We start from the raw sequence: 17429 nt of genomic DNA, 5'->3' as shown, positions 1-17429 counted from the left end.
CGCGTTGCGAATGGTTCAGGCAGACGGCGCGGCCGACAGCGGAGGAACCTCCGGCATCGCTTGCCCGTGACTCACGGGGTCGCCCGTTCCGATGGACGGCACAAAGCAACGGCCGCGCGATGCGCGGCCGTTGCCAAGGCAGGACAACCGTTCGATCAGCGCGCGTAGCGCTTCTGGAACTTGTCGATGCGGCCGCTGGTGTCGATGACCTTGTGCTTGCCCGTGTAGAACGGATGCGAAGCCGAGGAAATTTCGACCTTGACCAGCGGGTACTCTTCGCCGTCTTCCCATTTGACCGTTTCCTTGGAGGACATGGTCGAACGGGTCAGGAACTTGAAATCGGAGGTGACGTCGTGGAACACGACGTTGTGGTAATCGGGATGAATGTCGGCCTTCATGGGCTCACACCGTGTGGGCTGGTGGTCAAGAGCGGCATTATAGGCACGGCCGCCCACCGGGGGCAAGCCGTGCCGCCGCCGGCTCAGGCCGGTAGCCCCAGCGCCCGGCGCACCTGTGCCTCGAAGCGCGCCTGTTCGTAGCCCAGCAGCAAGGTGGTGTTGTCCGGCGCGCCGGTCTGGCGGTTCCAGTCCACCACGGTGGCGCCACGGGTATGGGTGCCGGCCAGTTCGACCGACAACGGGCGCTGTTCGAGCCGGGTGGCGCCTTCCGGCTGCAGCGCCCACGCCATCGCCAGCGCGTCGGCGGCGTACCAGCGCTCGCCGCGGCTGTCCTCGGACCACAGCCGGGTCTGCCGCGAGATCAGTTCGTAGAAACGCGCCTTGCCGGTGTCGGCAGCCAGCCACTGCTCCACGTCCCGGTGCAGCAGGCCGTGGGCGACGGTGGCCTCCCAGTCCGCCACTTCGATGTGCGGGAAGCCGGTGAACACGATGTGCGCCGCCTCCGGGTCGAAGGCGATGTTGAACTCGGCCACCGGGGTGATGTTGCCGTGGCCGGTGATCGCCCCGCCCATCACCAGCATGCGCTTGACCCGCTGCGGCAGGGTCGGGTCGAGCTTGAGCGCCAGCGCGATGTTGCTCAGCGGCGCCAGCGCGACCAGCACCAGTTCACCCGCGTATTGGTGCGACAGGCGCAGGATCGCCAGCGCCGCGTGCTCGGCTTCGGCAGCGCGCGCCGCGGCCGGCAGGTCGACGTCGCCGAAGCCGTCGCGGCCATGCACGTGCGCGGCGTCTTCGGCCGGATGCACCAGCGGGTCGGGCGTGCCGGCAAACACCGGCACGTCCTCGCGCCCGGCCACTTCGCACAGTTTCAGCGCGTTGCGCACGGTGTGATCGAGGCCGACATTGCCCGCCGCCACGGTCAGGCCGACCACTTCGTGGCGTTCGTCGGCGAAGGCCATCAACAGCGCCAGCGCGTCGTCGACGCCGGGGTCGGTGTCGATCAGCAGGGGAATCTTCTTGCTCATCATCTACTTCGTTTCTGGTTGGGGACCGAGTCTGGCACCTCCGTCATGGCAGGGGAAGCGCGTGGCCCCTAGGAGCGCACCTTGGTGCGCGATGGGGCATTACCGGCAAAGCCTCTCGCCGCACCAAGGTGCGCTCCTACGGCGGGGCTTCAGGCGGCGGCATAGCGCGCCGCGCCGCCCACCCAGCGCGCCACCACGCGGTCGGCCACGGCAGGCGATTCGCGCAACAGGCGGTCGGCCAACGCATGCACCGCCGGCAGCAGGGCCGCGTCGCGGGCAAGGTCGGCGATGCGGAAGGCGGCCAGGCCGGTCTGGCGGGTGCCGAGCAGTTCGCCGGGGCCGCGCAGCTCCAGGTCCTTTTCGGCGATCAGGAAGCCGTCGTTGGTCTGGCGCATGGTCTCCAGCCGTTGCCGGGCCATCGCCGACAACGGCGGCTGGTACATCAGCACGCAGCTCGACGCCGCCGCACCGCGGCCGACGCGACCGCGCAACTGGTGCAACTGGGCGAGGCCGAGGCGCTCGGCGTTCTCGATGATCATCAGCGAGGCATTCGGTACGTCCACGCCGACCTCGATCACCGTGGTGGCGACCAGCAGGTGGGTTTCGGCGGCCTTGAACGCGCGCATCGCCGCCTGCTTCTCGGCGGCCTTCATGCGCCCGTGCACCAGCCCGATGCGCAGCTCCGGCAACTGTGCCGACAATGTCTCGTAGGTGTTCTGCGCGGCGGTGGCCACGACTTCATCGCTCTCGTCGATCAGCGTGCACACCCAGTACGCCTGCCGCCCCTGCGCGCAGGCCAGGCGGATGCGCTCGACCAGCTCCGGGCGGCGCTCGGCGCTGAGGACGCTGGTCTGCACCGGGGTGCGGCCGGGCGGCAGTTCGTCGATGGCCGACACGTCGAGGTCGGAATACGCAGCCATCGCCAGCGTGCGCGGGATCGGCGTGGCGGTCATCACCAACTGGTGCGGCACCACGCCGGCGGCGGCGCCCTTGTCGCGCAGGGCCAGCCGCTGGTGCACGCCGAAGCGGTGCTGTTCGTCGACGATGGCCAGCGCCAGGTCATCGAACACCACGTTGTCCTGCATCAGCGCATGGGTGCCGACCACCACCTGCGCATGGCCGGAGGCCACCTCCTCCAACACCTTGCCGCGCGCCTTGCCGGTGACCTTGCCGGCCAGCCACGCCACGCGCACGCCCAGCGGTTCGAGCCAGCCGCGCAGGTTCGCCAGGTGCTGCTCGGCCAGCAGTTCGGTCGGCGCGGCCAGCGCCACCTGCTTGCCGCGCTCCACCGCCAGCATCGCCGCCAGCGCCGCGACCACGGTCTTGCCGGAACCAACGTCGCCCTGCACCAGCCGCAGCATCGGATGCGCGCGCGCAAGGTCCTTGCGGATTTCGTCGAACACGCGCCGCTGCGCGGCGGTGAGGCGAAACGGCAGCGCGTCGAGCAGTGCCTTCGCCAGTCCATCGCGCCCGCGCAGCGCGGGTGCGCGCTGCCGTTGCAGGGCGATGCGCTGGCGGCGCTGGCTGAGGTGGTGCGCCAGCAATTCCTCCAGCGCCAGCCGCCGTTGCGCCGGGTGGGTGCCGGCGGCGAGCGCGGCCAGGTCGGCGTCGGCGGGCGGGCGGTGCATGGTCAACAATGCCTGCCGCAGCGATGGCAGCGCCATGCCGGCCAGCAGTGCCGGCGGCAGCACTTCCAATGCCGTTTCATCCGGCAAACGTTCGAGCGCCTGCCCGATCAGCTTGCGTAGCGTCGCCGGGCCGATGCCCTCGACCGCGGGATAGACCGGGTCCAGCGCCTCGCCGAGCCCGGGTTCTTCGCCCTCGCCCAGCACGCGGTAGCTGGGATGGACGATTTCCAGCCCATGCTGGCCGGGGCGCGGCGTGCCGTAGGCACGCAGGCGCGTGCCGATGGTGAACTGCGCCACCTGCGCGGCGCGGAAGTGGAAGAAACGCAGTACCAGCGTGCCGCCGGAGCCATCGCTTACCGCCACCCGCAGCATCGGCCGGTAACGGAAGCCGCGTTCGACCGCCTCCACCCTGCCCTCCACCTGCGCCGGCAGGCCGGGCTTGAGCGCACGGATCGGCAACAGGGTGGTGCGGTCCTCGTAGCGCAGCGGCAGGTGCAGCCACAGGTCCTGCAGGCTGCCGATGCCGCGCGCTTGCAGCTTGGCGGCCACCGATGCGCCCACGCCGGGCAGCACCGTCACCGGCGTTTCGCCGCTAGCTGCCAGTACCGGGGTGGACGCCCGCGTGCGCGCCATGCGTGGCGGTCAGTCGAGGATCATCACCGCATCGACCTCGAACGCCGCGCCCTTGGGCAGGCCCGATACCTCGATGGTGGAGCGGGCCGGGAACGGCGCCTGGAAATATTCCTGCATCACCGCGTTGACCTTGGCGAATTCGCCCAGGTCGGTCAGATACAGGCCCAGGCGCACGATCTTGTCGAACGAACCGCCGGCCTCCTCGGCCACCGCCTTGAGGTTGTCGAAGGCGCGGCGCGCCTGCACCGCGACGTCGCCGGCGACGATGTCGCCGGTGGCCGGGTCCAGCGGGATCTGGCCGGAGAAATACACGGTGTTGCCGGCACGCACGGCCTGCGAATACGGGCCAATCGCGGCCGGTGCCTTGGCGGTGTTGATGATCTGGCGGGACATGGAAAGCTCCGGTTGGGATGAAGGCGGAACATTGTACCGCCCGCCTTCGCGTCGCCGGTTGCCATGACATGACGGGGAATGCCGCGGCTGGACAAAAATTCACCAGCGCTTGCGGAGGCACGCCGGGAAAGGGCCGCAGCGGGTTATCCACAAGTTGTCAGTGTGGCGTTGCACACCGGTTGTGGAGAAATCGAACCGTGCCACCGGGATACCGGTGGGTGTCGACCGTCGGTCGGCACTGGCCCTCCGCGCACATTGGAGCATCCCGCCGCCCGACCCACGGTCGAGCGCCACTCCCACGATGGTTATTGCCGGCGCACCGACTGCACCACCGACAGCCTTCGCAGCCGGCGCATCACCTCGGCCAGGTGGGTGCGGTCGCGCACCTGCAGGTTGAAGCACAGCACCGCGGCGTTGAAGTCGCGGTCCAGGTAGTCCACCCGCTCGATGTTGGAATGGCTCTGGGCGATGGCCGCGGCCAGTTGCGCCAGCACGCCGGTGCCGTTCTCCACCTCCACGATCAGCGCGGTGTCGTAGTCGCCGACCACGCTGCTGTCCCAGCCGATCGGCACCCAGCGCTCGGGCGACTTGCGCAGTTCGGCCAGGTTCGGGCAATCCATGCGGTGCACCACGATGCCCTTGCCGGCGGTGTGGTAGCCCATGATCTCGTCGCCGGGGATCGGCTGGCAGCAACCGGCGAAGCTGATGACGCCGCGCTCGCTGCCGTTGATGAGGATCTTCTCCTGCACGCGCCGGGTACCGCCGTCGGCGCGCGGCTCGCCATGCGCCATCAGCGCCTGCGCGGCCTGCGTGGGCATCCAGTTGCCCAGCGCGACGTCGGCCAGGAAGGCCTCCAGCCGCGGGTAGCGATGCTCGGCGAGGAAGGCGTCCAGCCGGCCCTTGGGCAGGCGTTCGATCGAGCTGTCCATCGCCTCCAGCGCACGGTCGAGCATGCGATGGCCCAGCTGCACCGCGTCCTCGTGCTCGAGCTGCTTGAGCTGGTGGCGGATGGCGGTGCGCGCCTTGGAGCTGACCACGAACTCCAGCCATTGCGGCTTGGGCGCGGCCGACTTGGCGGTGATGATCTCCACCGTCTGCCCGCTGGCCAGCCGGGTGCGCAGCGGCACCAGCTTCTTGTCCACGCGCGAAGCCACCGCGCGGTTGCCGACGTCGGTATGCACGGCATAGGCGAAGTCCAGCGCGGTGGAGTTGCGCGGCAGGGCGAGGATCTTGCCCTTGGGCGTGAACAGGTAGACCTCGTCGGGGAACAGGTCGACCTTGACGTTGTCGAGGAACTCCAGCGACGAGCCGGCCGAGCGCTGCGAGTCGATCAGCTCGACGATCCACGCATGGGCGCGGCTCTGCGCGCTGTTCGGCGATTCGCCGCCGAACTTGTAGGTCCAGTGCGCGGCCACGCCGCGCTCGGCGATCAGGTCCATTTCCTCGGTGCGGATCTGCACCTCGATCGGCGAGCCGTAGGGCCCGAACAGCACCGTGTGCAGCGACTGGTAGCCGTTGGCCTTGGGGATGGCGATGTAGTCGCGGAAACGGCCGTCCAGCGGCTTGAACGCCGCGTGCACCGCGCCCAGCGCGTGGTAGCAGCTGGGCACCGAGCGCATCACCAGGCGGAAGCCGAACACGTCCATCACCTGGTCGAAGGTTTTGTTCTCCTCGTGCATCTTGGTGTAGATGCTCCAGGGGGTCTTGATGCGGCTGACCAGGCGGTGTTCCAGCCCCTCGCGCGCCAGCCGCTGCGACAGCTGCACCTCCACCTGCGCCATCGCCTCGCGGCGCACCACCGGCTGGCTGCGGATGTGCTTTTCGAGGATGGCGTGGCGCCACGGGTACAACGCCTTGAAGCCGAGGTTCTGCAGCTCGGACTTGATCAGGCTCATGCCCAGGCGCTGGGCGATGGGCGCGTAGATGTCCAGCGTTTCCAGCGCGATGCGGCGCCGCGCCTCGGCGCTCTGCGCGCCCAGCGTGCGCATGTTGTGCAGGCGGTCGGCGAGCTTGATCATGATCACCCGCAGGTCGCGCGACATCGCCAGCAGCATCTTGCGGAAGCTCTCGGCCGCCGCTTCCTGGCGGTCGCGGAACTTGAGCTTGTCCAGCTTGGTGACGCCATCGACCAGCTCGGCCACGGTCTCGCCGAATTCCCCGGCCAGTTCCTCGCGGGTGAGCGGGGTGTCCTCGATGGTGTCATGCAGGATCGCCGCGACCAGCGCCTCCACGTCCAGCCCGAGCTCGGCGAGGATGCCGGCCACCGCGACCGGATGGGTGATGTAGGGCTCGCCGGACTTGCGGGTCTGCCCGGCGTGCGCCGATGCCCCCACTTCCCAGGCACGGCGCAGCATCGGCAGCTGCTCGGCGGGCAGGTAGCTGGCTGCGCGTTCGAGTTGGAGTACGTATTCCGGCACCATGCCACCCGCGGGCACGGCGACCTGGGCAGAGGGGCCTGGGTTCATGCCCGGAAGACTATGCCAGCGCGGAGAACACGGCAATTGCCCGCGCATTGGCCGCCACCGCCCGCAAATGCAAACAGCCCGCACGGGGCGGGCTGTTCGCTGCGAAGCCGATGACCGCGTGGATCAGTCGTCGTTCTTCGACATGTCCTCGTCGGCGACCACTTCGGCCGCGGCCCACTCCAGCGCCTCGCGCTCGATGCGCTCGCGCTCGGCCTTCTCGACTTCCTCGATCAGCTCGTTGTCGATCCTGCGGGCGGCGATCTCGCGCAGCGCCAGCACGGTCGGCTTGTCGTCGGTCTCGCTGTTGTCGAGGGTGGCCTGCACGCCATTGGCCAACTGGCGCGCACGCTTGGAGGCCATGATGACCAGTTCGAAGCGGTTGTTGACCACTTCCAGACAATCTTCGACCGTGATACGGGCCATTGAACGGACTCCCGACGGCGGTGGCCGTCATGCATTGGGGTGGGGAAAGGCGGGGGAGGATACGGCATGCCGCCGGGGCACGCAAGGTCGCGCAGGCAACATCACTTTCAAATCAGCAACTTGCGCAATTTTGCCGGACCTGCCGCCACTGCCGCTGGCACCTGGGTCCGAAAGGGCTCAGGCCAGCAACGAGCGGATCAGGCCATCGTGGCGCAACTGCTGCTGCGCCCGGCGCAGGCGGCTGGCGGTGAAGATGGCGCACATTTCATCGACCGCGGTGTCGAACACCTCGTTGACGATGACGAAATCGAATTCGTCGTAATGCAGCATTTCCTCGCGCGCGGCGGCCAGGCGCTGGGCCATCACCGCCTCGCTGTCCTGGCCGCGCTTGCGCATGCGCTCGTCCAGCGCCTGCTTGGACGGCGGCAGGATGAACACGCTGACCGCGTCGGGCACCTTGGCCCGTACCTGGCGCGCGCCCTGCCAGTCGATTTCCAGCAACACGTCCTTGCCGGCGGCCAGCTGCGGCTCCACCGACTGCCGCGCGGTGCCCTTCCAGTCGCCATGCACCAACGCATGCTCGAAGAAATCGCCGGCGGCGATCATCTCCTCGAACGCCGCGGCGCTGACGAAGTGGTAGTGCTTGCCGTTCACCTCGCCCGGGCGCATCGCCCGCGAGGTGAAGGAAATCGACAGCGCGACCTGCGGGTCGCGCGCCAGCGTGGCGTTGACGATGCTGCTCTTGCCGGCGCCGGAGGGGGCCGCGACGATGTAGAGGGTGCCACGCATCGCTCGGTTCTCCGGGTCGATGAAAGTCGGGCGGCGCACGATAACCAGCCGCGGGCGCCACTGCAAATGCCGCGGACGGGCGCGGTCATTCCAGGTTCTGCACCTGCTCGCGGATCTGGTCGATCAGCACCTTCAGCTCGACCGCGGCGTTGGAGGTGCGGCTGTCCACCGACTTGGAACCAATGGTGTTGGCCTCGCGGTTGAACTCCTGCAGCAGGAAATCCAGCCGGCGGCCGACCGGCTCGCGCTGGCGCAATACGCGGCGGATCTCGCCGATATGGCTACCGAGCCGGTCCAGCTCCTCGTCCACGTCGAGCTTCTGCAGCCACATCACCAGTTCCTGCTCGGCGCGGCCGGGATCGACCGGGTGCGGCAGGTCGGCCAGGCGCGCGGCCAGCTTGGCGCGCTGGCCCTCGCGGATGGCCGGGATCAGCGTGCGCACCTCGGCGGCGATGCGCTCGACCGCATCCACCCGCTCGGCGATCGCCGCGGCCAGCGTGTCGCCCTCGCGCTCGCGCGCGGCGACGAAACCGTGGATCACCTCGTCCAGCAGCACCAGCGCCTCAGCGTGCAGGGCCGCCGTGTCGGCCGCCTCGCCGCGCAGCACGCCCGGGTACTGCAGCAGGTCGGTGAAATTGATGCGCATGTCGGGGAAGCGCGAATGCAGCCGCCGCGCGAGGTCGCCCAACTGCTCGACCAGCGCTTCGTCGACCGCCAGCGAAGACGCCGCTTCCGGCGCACGCAGGCGCATGACCAGGTCCAGCTTGCCGCGGCTGATGCGCCCGGCCACGCGTTCGCGCAGTTGCGGCTCCAGCGCGCGCAGTTCCTCCGGCAGGCGCACCCCTACTTCGAGGAAACGGTGGTTGACCGAGCGCAGCTCGCAGCCGAGGGTGCCCCAGGGCGTGGTGCGTTCGCCGCCGGCATAGGCGGTCATGCTTCGGATCATGCGGGTTTCCGGTGCGTGGCAAAGAGGGCAAATGGTACCCTAGCGCCCCTTCCAGATCGGCACCGGCGCAGCGTGCGGCTCATTGCCGCGTGGCTTCGCCCGTACCCTCATCCGCCCCTTCGGGGCACCTTCTCCCGAGGGGAGAAGGGACCCCCAGCAATCCGGACTTTCCATGACCTTTTCCCGCCCCAGCGGCCGCCAGGCCGACCAGCTGCGCAGCGTCACCCTCGAACGCGCCTTCACCCGCCATGCCGAAGGCTCGGTGCTGGTGAGCTTCGGCCACACCCGCGTGCTGTGCACCGCCAGCATCGAGAACCGGGCGCCGGCGTTCCTGCGCGGCAAGGGCGAAGGCTGGGTGACCGCCGAATACGGCATGCTGCCGCGCTCCACCCATACCCGCAGCGACCGCGAGGCCGCGCGCGGCAAGCAGGGCGGGCGCACGCTGGAGATCCAGCGCCTGATCGGCCGCACCCTGCGCGCCTGCATCGACCGCAACGCGCTGGGCGAGCGCACCATCACCCTCGACTGCGACGTGTTGCAGGCCGATGGCGGCACCCGCACCGCCGCGATCACCGGCGCCTACGTGGCGCTGGTGGACGCCGTGAACCTGCTGCTCAAGCGCGGCGAGATCAAGCGCAACCCGATCTTCGGTGCGGTCGCGGCGGTATCGGTCGGCGTCTACAAGGGCGTGCCGGTGCTGGACCTGGACTACGCCGAGGACAGCGACTGCGACACCGACATGAACGTGGTGATGAACGACGGCGGCGGCTTCATCGAGCTGCAGGGCACCGCCGAGGGCCACGCCTTCCGCCGCGACGAGCTCGACGCGCTGCTGGCGCTGGCCGAAAAGGGCATCGGCGAGCTGTTCGCCGCCCAGCAGCAGGCGCTGTCGGCATGAAGCTGGTGCTGGCCAGCGGCAACGCCGGCAAGTTGAAGGAACTGCAGGCAATGCTGGCCGGCCTGCCGCTGCAGATCGTGCCGCAGCGCGAGCTGGGCGTGGGCGACGTGGCGGAAACCGGGCTGACCTTCGTCGAGAACGCGCTGATCAAGGCGCGCCACGCCTGCGAGGCCACCGGCCTGCCGGCGCTGGCCGACGACTCCGGCCTGATCGTCGATGCGCTCGACGGCGCGCCCGGCCTGTACAGCGCGCGCTATGCCGGCAGCCCCACCGACGATGCGGCCAACAACGCCAAGCTGCTCGACGCGCTGCGCGAGGTGCCGGCCGAACGCCGCAGTGCCCGCTTCCACGCGGTGATCGTGCTGCTGCGCCACGCCAACGATCCGCAGCCGCTGATCTGCGAAGGCAGTTGGGAAGGCCGCATCATCGACACCCCGCGCGGCCACCACGGCTTCGGCTACAACCCGGTGTTCCTGGACGAGGAACTGGGCCTGACCGCCGCGGAGATGACGCCGGAACAGAAGAACGGCCGCAGCCACCGCGCCAAGGCGCTGCAGCTGCTGTTGCAGAAGCTTTCCGGCCAACGGGTGCGCTGAACCCGACCATGACCGCGCATTCCCACGCCCACGGCGACGCCTGCGGTTGTCCCGGCCCGACGGACCACGCCCCACCGCTGCAACTGGTGCCGCCGCCGCTGGCGCTGTACGTGCACCTGCCGTGGTGCGTGCGCAAGTGCCCGTACTGCGACTTCAACTCGCATGCGGCCAAGGGCGCGCTGCCGTTCGATGCCTATGTCGACGCGCTGATCCGCGACCTCGACCAGGACCTGCCGCTGGTCTGGGGCCGGGTGGTGAACAGCGTGTTCTTCGGCGGCGGCACCCCCAGCCTGTTCCCGCCCGAAGCCATCGACCGCTTCCTGCAACAGGCCAGCGCGCGGCTGCGCTTCGCACCAAACCTGGAAGTGACGCTGGAGACCAACCCCGGCACCACCGAGCATGGCCGCTTCGACCGCTACCGCGCCGCCGGCGTGAACCGCATCAGCTTCGGCATCCAGACCTTCGACGACGCCGCGCTGCAACGGCTGGGCCGCATCCACGACAGCGCCGAGGCCGAGCGCGCGGTGAAGCTGGCGCAGGATGCCGGCTACGACAACTTCAACATCGACCTGATGTACGCGCTGCCGCAGCAGACGCTGGCGCAGGCCGAGCACGACCTCGAACGCGCCTTCGCGCTGGCCCCCACGCACATCTCGCACTACCAGCTGACGCTGGAGCCGAACACGGTGTTCTTCGCGCGGCCACCGCAGGGCATCCCCGACGAGGACGGCGCCTGGGACATCCAGGAACACTGCCAGGCCCTGCTCGCCGCGGCCGGCTACGGCCAGTACGAGGTCAGCGCCTACGCCCGCGACGGCTGGCAATGCGCGCACAACCTGAACTACTGGCGCTTCGGCGACTACCTCGGCATCGGCGCCGGCGCGCACGGCAAGATCAGCTCCGGGGCCGAGCAACACGTGCTGCGGCGCTGGAAGCACAAGCACCCGCAGACCTTCATGGACACTGCCGGCACCCCGGCCAGCATCGGTGGCGACGACGTGATCGACGCCGCGCGCCTGCCGTTCGAATACATGCTCAACCTGCTGCGCCTGCACGAGGGCTTCGGCCTGCGCGACTTCGAATCGCGCACCGGGCTGGCGCGCGGCGTGCTGCAACCGGCGCTGGCCACCGCCGTCGAGCGTGGCTGGCTGCTGGCCGAGGGCGGGCGCGTCACGCCCACCGAGCTGGGGCGGCGCTTCACCAACGACGTGGTCGAGCTGTTCCTGCCCTGACCCGCGCAACTGGCACCACCTTCCCCGAAATGATAGAAATCGCCCCATCAGGGGACGCGGACGTACAACGGATGTCAGGCACTGCAGCAACTTCGTCCAACCAGGCGCTGGCCTGCATCGCCGCCGCGCCGGTCCCGCCCCGCGTGCGCCAGCTGCTCGAAGCCATCCACGGCGTCGCCGCGCAGGTGCTGGCCCCGCACCTGCAGCTGACCACCGTCCAGCTCGAGCGCGAGCTGTTCAGCCAGGCCGAGAAGGCGCGCAACAGCCAGATCCAGTCCGATATCTACGCCCAGATCCGGCAGCTGGGCGTGCATGCCACGCAGTTCCCCGCCTGGTTCCTCGATGCGCTGGCCACGGCGATCGCCGGCCTGCGCGAGCCGGTTGCCGCCGCCCGGGTGCCCACCCCGGCGCGGACGATGACGCTGGTGAACGACACCGACATCGACCGTGACATCGTCCTGCACGAGATGGCGCGGCGCGAAAGCCTGCGCGCGCAATCGCACCTGCAACTGCTCGGCCAGCGCTTCGGCGTGCTGGCCGCGCAACCGGCGTTCGATGTCGAACGGCTGCCGGTGGGGCCCTATGGGCTGTGCCGGATCCTGCGCGAATGCGGCGAACGGCTGGAGCTGGACACCTTCGCGCAGTTGCAGCTGTACCACGTGTTCGAGCGGCAGGTGCTGGACCTGCTGGTCGAGCTGCTGGACCGGCTGAACATCCTGCTGGCACGCGAGGGCGTGCTGCCGGGGCTGGTCTACATCCCCTACCTGCCGCGCCCCTCCGCACCGCGCCGCGGCGGCGTCGGCACCGCGCCCGGTGGCGACGCACCGGCGGCGACGCAGCGGCCGCTGACCCAGTGGCAGGGCCAGGCGCCGGCCATGTCGTGGTCGGCCGCCGCGCTGGCCGCGGACGTCGTCCCCGGTGGCGATGCCCCGCCGGCAGGCGCAACCGGGCCGGTTGCCGACACCGGCATGGCCGCCGTGCACGAACTGCTCAACAGCGCGCGGCAACTGCTGGCCCGGAACCTGCAGGCCGGCGGCGCCGCGACCGGTGGCGCCACCGCCGGCGACCTCGGCGAGATGATGGCGGCACTGGGCAACCTCGCCAGCCAGGCCGCGGCGGCCGGCGGCGTGCCCACGGCCGGCCCGCGTGCCACCGGCACGGCATCCCCCGCTGCGCCGGCGGCTCCCGCGGCCCCCACCCATCCCGTGCCCAGCGAGGCGGTGGCGAGCGTGCTCGGGCGCCTGCAATCGCAGGCCCCGGTACCCGGTACCCGGCGCAGCTTCGGCGACATCCACGCCGCGCTGCTGTCGCAGGTCCGCGCCGAACACGGCGAGGGCGCGGTGCTGTCGCCGCGCGACGGCAACACCCTGGACCTGCTCGGCCTGCTCTACACGCAGATCCAGCACGAAGTCCGCAGCACCGGCCCGGCGGCGGACCTGCTCACCCGCCTGCAGGTGCCGCTGGCGCGCGCCGCGCTCGGCGACGAGGCCTTCTTCGTCCGCGAACAGCACCCGGCGCGCGAGCTGCTCAACACCGTGGCCGAAGCCGGCGCCGTCTGGCTCGGCGAGGATGACGACGACCCGGTACTGCTGCAGAAACTGGACGAGGTGGTCGAGCAGGTCGTCAACGACTACCAGGGCGACGAGGCGGTCTTCGCCGAGGCCAACCAGAAGGTGCAGACCCACCTGCACTCGGCCGCGCGCAAGGCCGAGCTGGCCGAGCGCCGCCAGATCGAGGCCGCGCGCGGCAAGGAACGGCTGGAAGCGGCCAAGCAACTGGCCGGCCGCACCATCGGCCAGCTGTGCCAGAGCGCGGAACCGCCCAAGTTCGTGCAGACCCTGCTGCAGGAAGCCTGGAGCGACGTGCTGACCCTGACCCTGCTGCGCCGCGGCGAGGATTCCGAGGAGTGGCAACAACAGCAGCAGGCCACCCGGCGCATCGGCGAGATCACCGCCAACCCGGCCGGCGAGGCCGACGCCGCGCTGGGCGAGCAGATCGAGGAATCGCTGCTGCAGGTCGGCTACCACCAGGACGAGGCCAGCGCGATCGCCCGGCGCCTGTCCGCGCCCGGCGGCGAGGACGCCATCACCTCCAAGACCGAGCTGGCCAGCAAGCTCAAGGCGCGTGCCCGGCTCGGCGCCGGCGGCAGCAAGGGCGGCGCCGGCGAGGACAGGGAGCGGCCCGTCGCCGCGCGCACCGCGGACGAGGAAGCCCGCTACCGGCAACTGCGCATGCTGCCGTTCGGCACCTGGTTCGAATTCGTCACCAACCAGCAGGGCGACAGCCGCCGCCTGCGCCTGTCCTGGTACAGCCTGATCACCGACCACGCCCTGTTCGTCAACGCACGCGGGCAGAAGGTGGCCGAGCACACCCTGGACGCGCTGGCGCGGCTGATGGCGCACGGCCAGCTGCGCATCGTCACCGAAGACCGCGCACGCTTGATCGACCGTGCCTGGCAGGCCACCCTGCGCGCCCTGCGCTCGCTCACCCGTGGCGCCACCCCGGAGCCGGCCGCATGATTACCGAAACCCGGCGCGCCCAGCGCCTGCAGGTCCCCGCACTGGTGCCGGTCACCGACCAGATGACCGGCACCGGCATCGGCCGGCTCGGCAACATTTCCGAAACCGGCATGTTGCTGATCGCCTCCGAACCGCTGGTGGAGGACGCGCTCTACCAGTTGCGCTTCCCCATCACCGACGACCGCGGCGGCGAGCTGTCGATCGACGTCGGCGCCCACCTGCTGTGGCACGAAGCCACGCGCGCACCCGGCCATGCGTGGGCCGGCTTCCGCTTCATCGCCCTGGAGAAGAGCCAGCGCGAGCAGCTGCGGCAATGGATAGAAGCCCAGCTCCCAGCGGCCTGAGTGCCGGAAACGGCACAGCGGCCGCTGCCTGATTGCGGCAAAATCGTGGCTTCGCCTTCCTTCACCCGAGCGAGCCCCACGATGAACCCGCAAGATCCCGGCGCCCTGTATCCCGACCATCTGGGCGTGCTCGCCCGCCGCGCGGACGAAGCCCTGGCCCGTGGCGGCTTCGACCACCTCGTCGTCCCCAGCGGCCGCCTGCACTACCAGGTGTTCGACGACCGCGACTACCCGTACGCGGTCAACCCGCAGTTCAAGAGCTGGCTGCCGCTGACCCGCCTGCCCGACAGCTGGCTGGTGTACACGCCGGGCAAGCGCCCGCAGCTGGTCTACCACCAGCCGCACGACTACTGGCACGTGGTGCCGGCCGCACCCGGCGGCTGGTGGGTGGAGCATTTCGACATCCACGTCATCCGCACCCCGGAACAGGCGCTGGCGCTGCTGCCGAAGGACCCGGCGCGCTGCGCCATCCTCGGCGAGCCGCAGAGCGCGCTGGGTGCGGCTTCCGACAGGCAATTCGTGCCCAACAACCCGCAGCCGGTACTCGATTACCTCGACTACCACCGCGCGTTCAAGACGCCCTACGAGATCGCGCTGATGCGCCAGGCGCAGGCGCACGCGGTACGCGGCCACCGCGCCGCCGAGGCCGCGTTCCGCGCCGGCGCCAGCGAGTTCGCCATCCACATGGCCTATTGCAGCGCGGTCGGGCAGGACGCCAACGAGCTGCCCTACGGCAACATCATCGCCCTCAACGAACACGCCGCGGTGCTGCACTACACCGATCTTGGCCAGCGCACGCCGCAGCCGCTGCGCAGCTTCCTGATCGATGCCGGCGCCTCGGCCCACGGCTACGCCAGCGACATCACCCGCACCTACGCCGCGGCCGGCCACGACGAGTTCCAGGCGCTGATCGACGCGGTCGATGCCGCGCAGCAGAAGATGTGCGCGGCGGTGCGCGCCGGCTTCGACTACAAGCAGCTGCACGTCGATGCACACCTCGCGCTGATGGGCATCCTGAGGGACTTCGGCGTCATCACCGTATCGCCGGAAGCGGCGCTGGCCAGCGGCGTCAGCGCGGCGTTCTTCCCGCACGGCATCGGCCACCTGATCGGCGCGCAGGTGCACGACGTGGCCGGCTTCGCCGCCAGCGACCGCGGCGGCCGCATCGAGCGCCCGGCCGGCCATCCCTACCTGCGCATGACCCGCGTGCTGGAACCGGGCATGGTGGTGACCGTCGAGCCGGGCGTGTACTTCATCGACATGCTGCTGGACGAGGTGAAGAAGGCCGGCAACGCCGCCAGCGTCAACTGGGAGCGCGTGGACTTCTTCCGCCCCTACGGCGGCATCCGCATCGAGGACGAGGTGCTGTGCACCGGCGGCGACGCCGACAACCTCACCCGCCCGGTGTTCGCGGCGCAGGCGTGAGCGCAGCGCCCGACGAACGCCGGCAACTGCGCCAGGCGGTGCAACGGCAACCGGCCGATTTCATCGCCTGGGTGATGCTGGCCGATGCCGAGCTGGGCGCCGGCGACGTGGCCGCCGGCGAAACGGCCGCGCAACGCGCGTTGCAGCTGCGCGCCGACCACCCCGAGGCGCTGGCACGGCTCGGGCGCGCCCGCTGGATGCAGGGCCGCCACGACGAGGCCGCCAGCCTGTTGCAGCACGCCTCCATGCAGGCACCGCAGCATCCGGGCATCGCGCTGTGGCTGGGCCATGCGCTGGAAGACGCCGGGCAACCGGAAGCCGCCGCCGATGCCTACCGCCGCGCCCACGCGTTGCTGCCGGACGAGGCCTACATCGCCGCGCAACGCCTGAACTGGCAGCGGCGGCTGTGCGACTGGCGCGGACTGGACGCGCTGTCGCGGCAGGTGCGCGATGCCGTCGCCCAGGGCAACCCCGCGGTGGAACCGTTCGCCTTCCTCAGCGAGGACGCTGGCGCCGCCGAGCAACTGGCCTGCGCCCGCCAGCGCGCGCAGGCGGTCGCCGGCTCGTTGCGGCCACTGCCGCCGGCACCGGTGCGCCTGTCCGGCCCGCTGCGCGTCGGCTTCCTGTCCAACGGTTTCGGTGCGCACCCCACCGGCCTGCTGACGGTGGCGCTGTTCGAGCAGCTGCGCATGCAGCCGGCACTGCAGGTGCACCTGTTCGCCCTGAACCGCGGCGACGGCAGCGCCATCCGCCGGCGCCTGCAGGCCGCCGCGCACACGCTGCACGACGTGGCCGGGCAGCCCCACGCCGCCATCGCCGGGCACATCCGCGCGGCCGGCATCGACATCCTGTTCGATCTTCGCGGCTGGGGCGGCGGCGGTGCGCCCGAAGTGCTGGCGCTGCGTCCGGCGCCGGTGCAGGTCAACTGGCTGGCCTATCCCGGCACTTCCGGCGCGCCATGGATCGACCACGTGCTGGCCGACGCTTTCGTGCTGCCGCCGGCACTGGAACCGGCCTTCAGCGAAAACGTGCTGCGGCTGCCGCGCGCATTCCAGCCTTCGGACAACACCCGCATCGTCGAGGAGCCGCCGGCGCGCGGCGATTGCGGCCTGCCCGAGCGCGGCGAGGACGGCGGTGGCATCGTGTTCTGCTGCTTCAACAACAGCTACAAGCTCAACCCGCGCAGCGTCGGCCGCCTGCTGCGGGTGCTGCATGGCGTACCCGGCAGCGTGCTGTGGCTGTTGGCAGGCCCCGGCCATGCCGACGAGCGGCTGCGCGAGGTCGCCCGCCAGCAAGGCGTGGAACCGGCGCGGCTGGTGTTCATGCCGAAACTGCCGCATCCGCACTACCTGGCGCGCTACCGCCACGCCGACCTGTTCCTCGACACCCATCCCTACAACGCCCACACCACCGCATCCGATGCGCTGTGGGCCGGCTGCCCGGTGCTGACCGCCCCCGGCGCGACCTTCGCCTCGCGCGTGGCCGGCAGCCTCAACCACCATCTGGGGCTGGACGAAATGAACGTGGCCGACGACGAGGCCTTCGTCGCCACCGCCATCGCACTGGGCAACGACCCGGCCGCGCTGCACGGCCTGCGCCAGCGGCTGGCCGCGGCGCGCCGCGACAGCGGCCTGTTCGACATGGCCGGCTTCGCGAGGGACTTCGCCGTGTTGCTGCAAAGCCTGCACCCGTAGATGCGGGGCTTGCCCCGCATG

15 protein-coding genes are annotated in these 17429 nt (G+C 70.4%); 7 read left to right on the top strand and 8 right to left on the bottom strand.

Annotated elements, in window-relative coordinates; all coding sequences use genetic code 11:
• Nucleotides 1-155: 155 nt before the first annotated feature.
• The 8 genes from MIC98_RS05615 to MIC98_RS05580 all read right to left on the bottom strand — a co-directional run bounded on the left by MIC98_RS05615 (nucleotide 156) and on the right by MIC98_RS05580 (nucleotide 8700).
• Complete coding sequence (locus MIC98_RS05615; RefSeq protein WP_054657059.1) at nucleotides 156-398, bottom strand: type B 50S ribosomal protein L31; 243 nt, start codon at nucleotides 396-398, stop codon at nucleotides 156-158.
• 83 nt (nucleotides 399-481) lie between these two features.
• Nucleotides 482-1423, bottom strand: a complete 942-nt coding sequence (locus MIC98_RS05610) for a nucleoside hydrolase (RefSeq protein ID WP_239736381.1) — start codon at nucleotides 1421-1423, stop codon at nucleotides 482-484.
• 149 nt (nucleotides 1424-1572) lie between these two features.
• The gene (gene recG, locus MIC98_RS05605) at nucleotides 1573-3684 is read right to left on the bottom strand and encodes an ATP-dependent DNA helicase RecG (RefSeq protein ID WP_239736379.1); all 2112 of its coding nucleotides are present in this window, start codon (nucleotides 3682-3684) and stop codon (nucleotides 1573-1575) included.
• A gap of 9 nt (nucleotides 3685-3693) precedes the next feature.
• Nucleotides 3694-4077, bottom strand: coding sequence for a RidA family protein (locus MIC98_RS05600; RefSeq protein WP_057640147.1), 384 nt, complete (start codon nucleotides 4075-4077; stop codon nucleotides 3694-3696).
• 305 nt (nucleotides 4078-4382) lie between these two features.
• Nucleotides 4383-6542, bottom strand: a complete 2160-nt coding sequence (locus tag MIC98_RS05595; protein ID WP_239736378.1) for a bifunctional (p)ppGpp synthetase/guanosine-3',5'-bis(diphosphate) 3'-pyrophosphohydrolase — start codon at nucleotides 6540-6542, stop codon at nucleotides 4383-4385.
• Between the two features lie 123 nt (nucleotides 6543-6665).
• On the bottom strand, nucleotides 6666-6965 hold the full coding sequence (rpoZ, locus tag MIC98_RS05590; protein WP_057640145.1) for a DNA-directed RNA polymerase subunit omega: 300 nt from the start codon (nucleotides 6963-6965) through the stop codon (nucleotides 6666-6668).
• Between the two features lie 177 nt (nucleotides 6966-7142).
• Nucleotides 7143-7754 (bottom strand): guanylate kinase, encoded by a 612-nt coding sequence (gene gmk, locus MIC98_RS05585; RefSeq protein WP_057640144.1) that lies wholly within the window; start codon nucleotides 7752-7754, stop codon nucleotides 7143-7145.
• Between the two features lie 85 nt (nucleotides 7755-7839).
• Nucleotides 7840-8700, bottom strand: coding sequence for a YicC/YloC family endoribonuclease (locus MIC98_RS05580; RefSeq protein ID WP_239736377.1), 861 nt, complete (start codon nucleotides 8698-8700; stop codon nucleotides 7840-7842).
• Between the two features lie 172 nt (nucleotides 8701-8872).
• Between MIC98_RS05580 and rph the strand changes: the two genes are divergently transcribed.
• From rph to MIC98_RS05545, 7 genes are all read left to right on the top strand, one after another.
• Nucleotides 8873-9598: a ribonuclease PH gene (rph, locus tag MIC98_RS05575; protein WP_239736376.1), complete on the top strand. Its 726-nt coding sequence runs from the start codon at nucleotides 8873-8875 to the stop codon at nucleotides 9596-9598.
• Nucleotides 9595-10194, top strand: a complete 600-nt coding sequence (gene rdgB / locus MIC98_RS05570) for an RdgB/HAM1 family non-canonical purine NTP pyrophosphatase (RefSeq protein WP_239736375.1) — start codon at nucleotides 9595-9597, stop codon at nucleotides 10192-10194. Before rph ends, rdgB begins: the two co-directional genes overlap by 4 nt.
• Nucleotides 10195-10202: 8 nt before the next feature.
• Nucleotides 10203-11426 carry a radical SAM family heme chaperone HemW gene (gene hemW, locus MIC98_RS05565; RefSeq protein ID WP_239736374.1) on the top strand — a complete coding sequence of 408 codons (1224 nt, stop codon included), beginning with the start codon at nucleotides 10203-10205 and terminating at the stop codon, nucleotides 11424-11426.
• Between the two features lie 71 nt (nucleotides 11427-11497).
• The gene (locus tag MIC98_RS05560) at nucleotides 11498-13945 is read left to right on the top strand and encodes a DUF1631 domain-containing protein (protein ID WP_239736373.1); all 2448 of its coding nucleotides are present in this window, start codon (nucleotides 11498-11500) and stop codon (nucleotides 13943-13945) included.
• Nucleotides 13942-14289: a PilZ domain-containing protein gene (locus MIC98_RS05555; protein ID WP_239736372.1), complete on the top strand. Its 348-nt coding sequence runs from the start codon at nucleotides 13942-13944 to the stop codon at nucleotides 14287-14289. The genes MIC98_RS05560 and MIC98_RS05555 overlap by 4 nt, the downstream gene beginning before the upstream one ends.
• An 81-nt stretch (nucleotides 14290-14370) precedes the next feature.
• A complete protein-coding gene (gene pepQ, locus MIC98_RS05550) occupies nucleotides 14371-15714 on the top strand; it encodes a Xaa-Pro dipeptidase (protein WP_057640138.1) in 1344 nt (447 codons plus the stop codon).
• On the top strand, nucleotides 15711-17408 hold the full coding sequence (locus MIC98_RS05545) for a tetratricopeptide repeat protein (protein ID WP_239736371.1): 1698 nt from the start codon (nucleotides 15711-15713) through the stop codon (nucleotides 17406-17408). Before pepQ ends, MIC98_RS05545 begins: the two co-directional genes overlap by 4 nt.
• The last annotated feature ends 21 nt before the right edge of the window (nucleotides 17409-17429 follow it).

Source organism: Stenotrophomonas sp. NLF4-10, assembly GCF_022359915.1.
Lineage (GTDB): Bacteria > Pseudomonadota > Gammaproteobacteria > Xanthomonadales > Xanthomonadaceae > Stenotrophomonas > Stenotrophomonas daejeonensis.
Note: the sequence above shows the minus strand (reverse complement) of the source record. Positions and strands in the feature narration are given on the sequence as shown.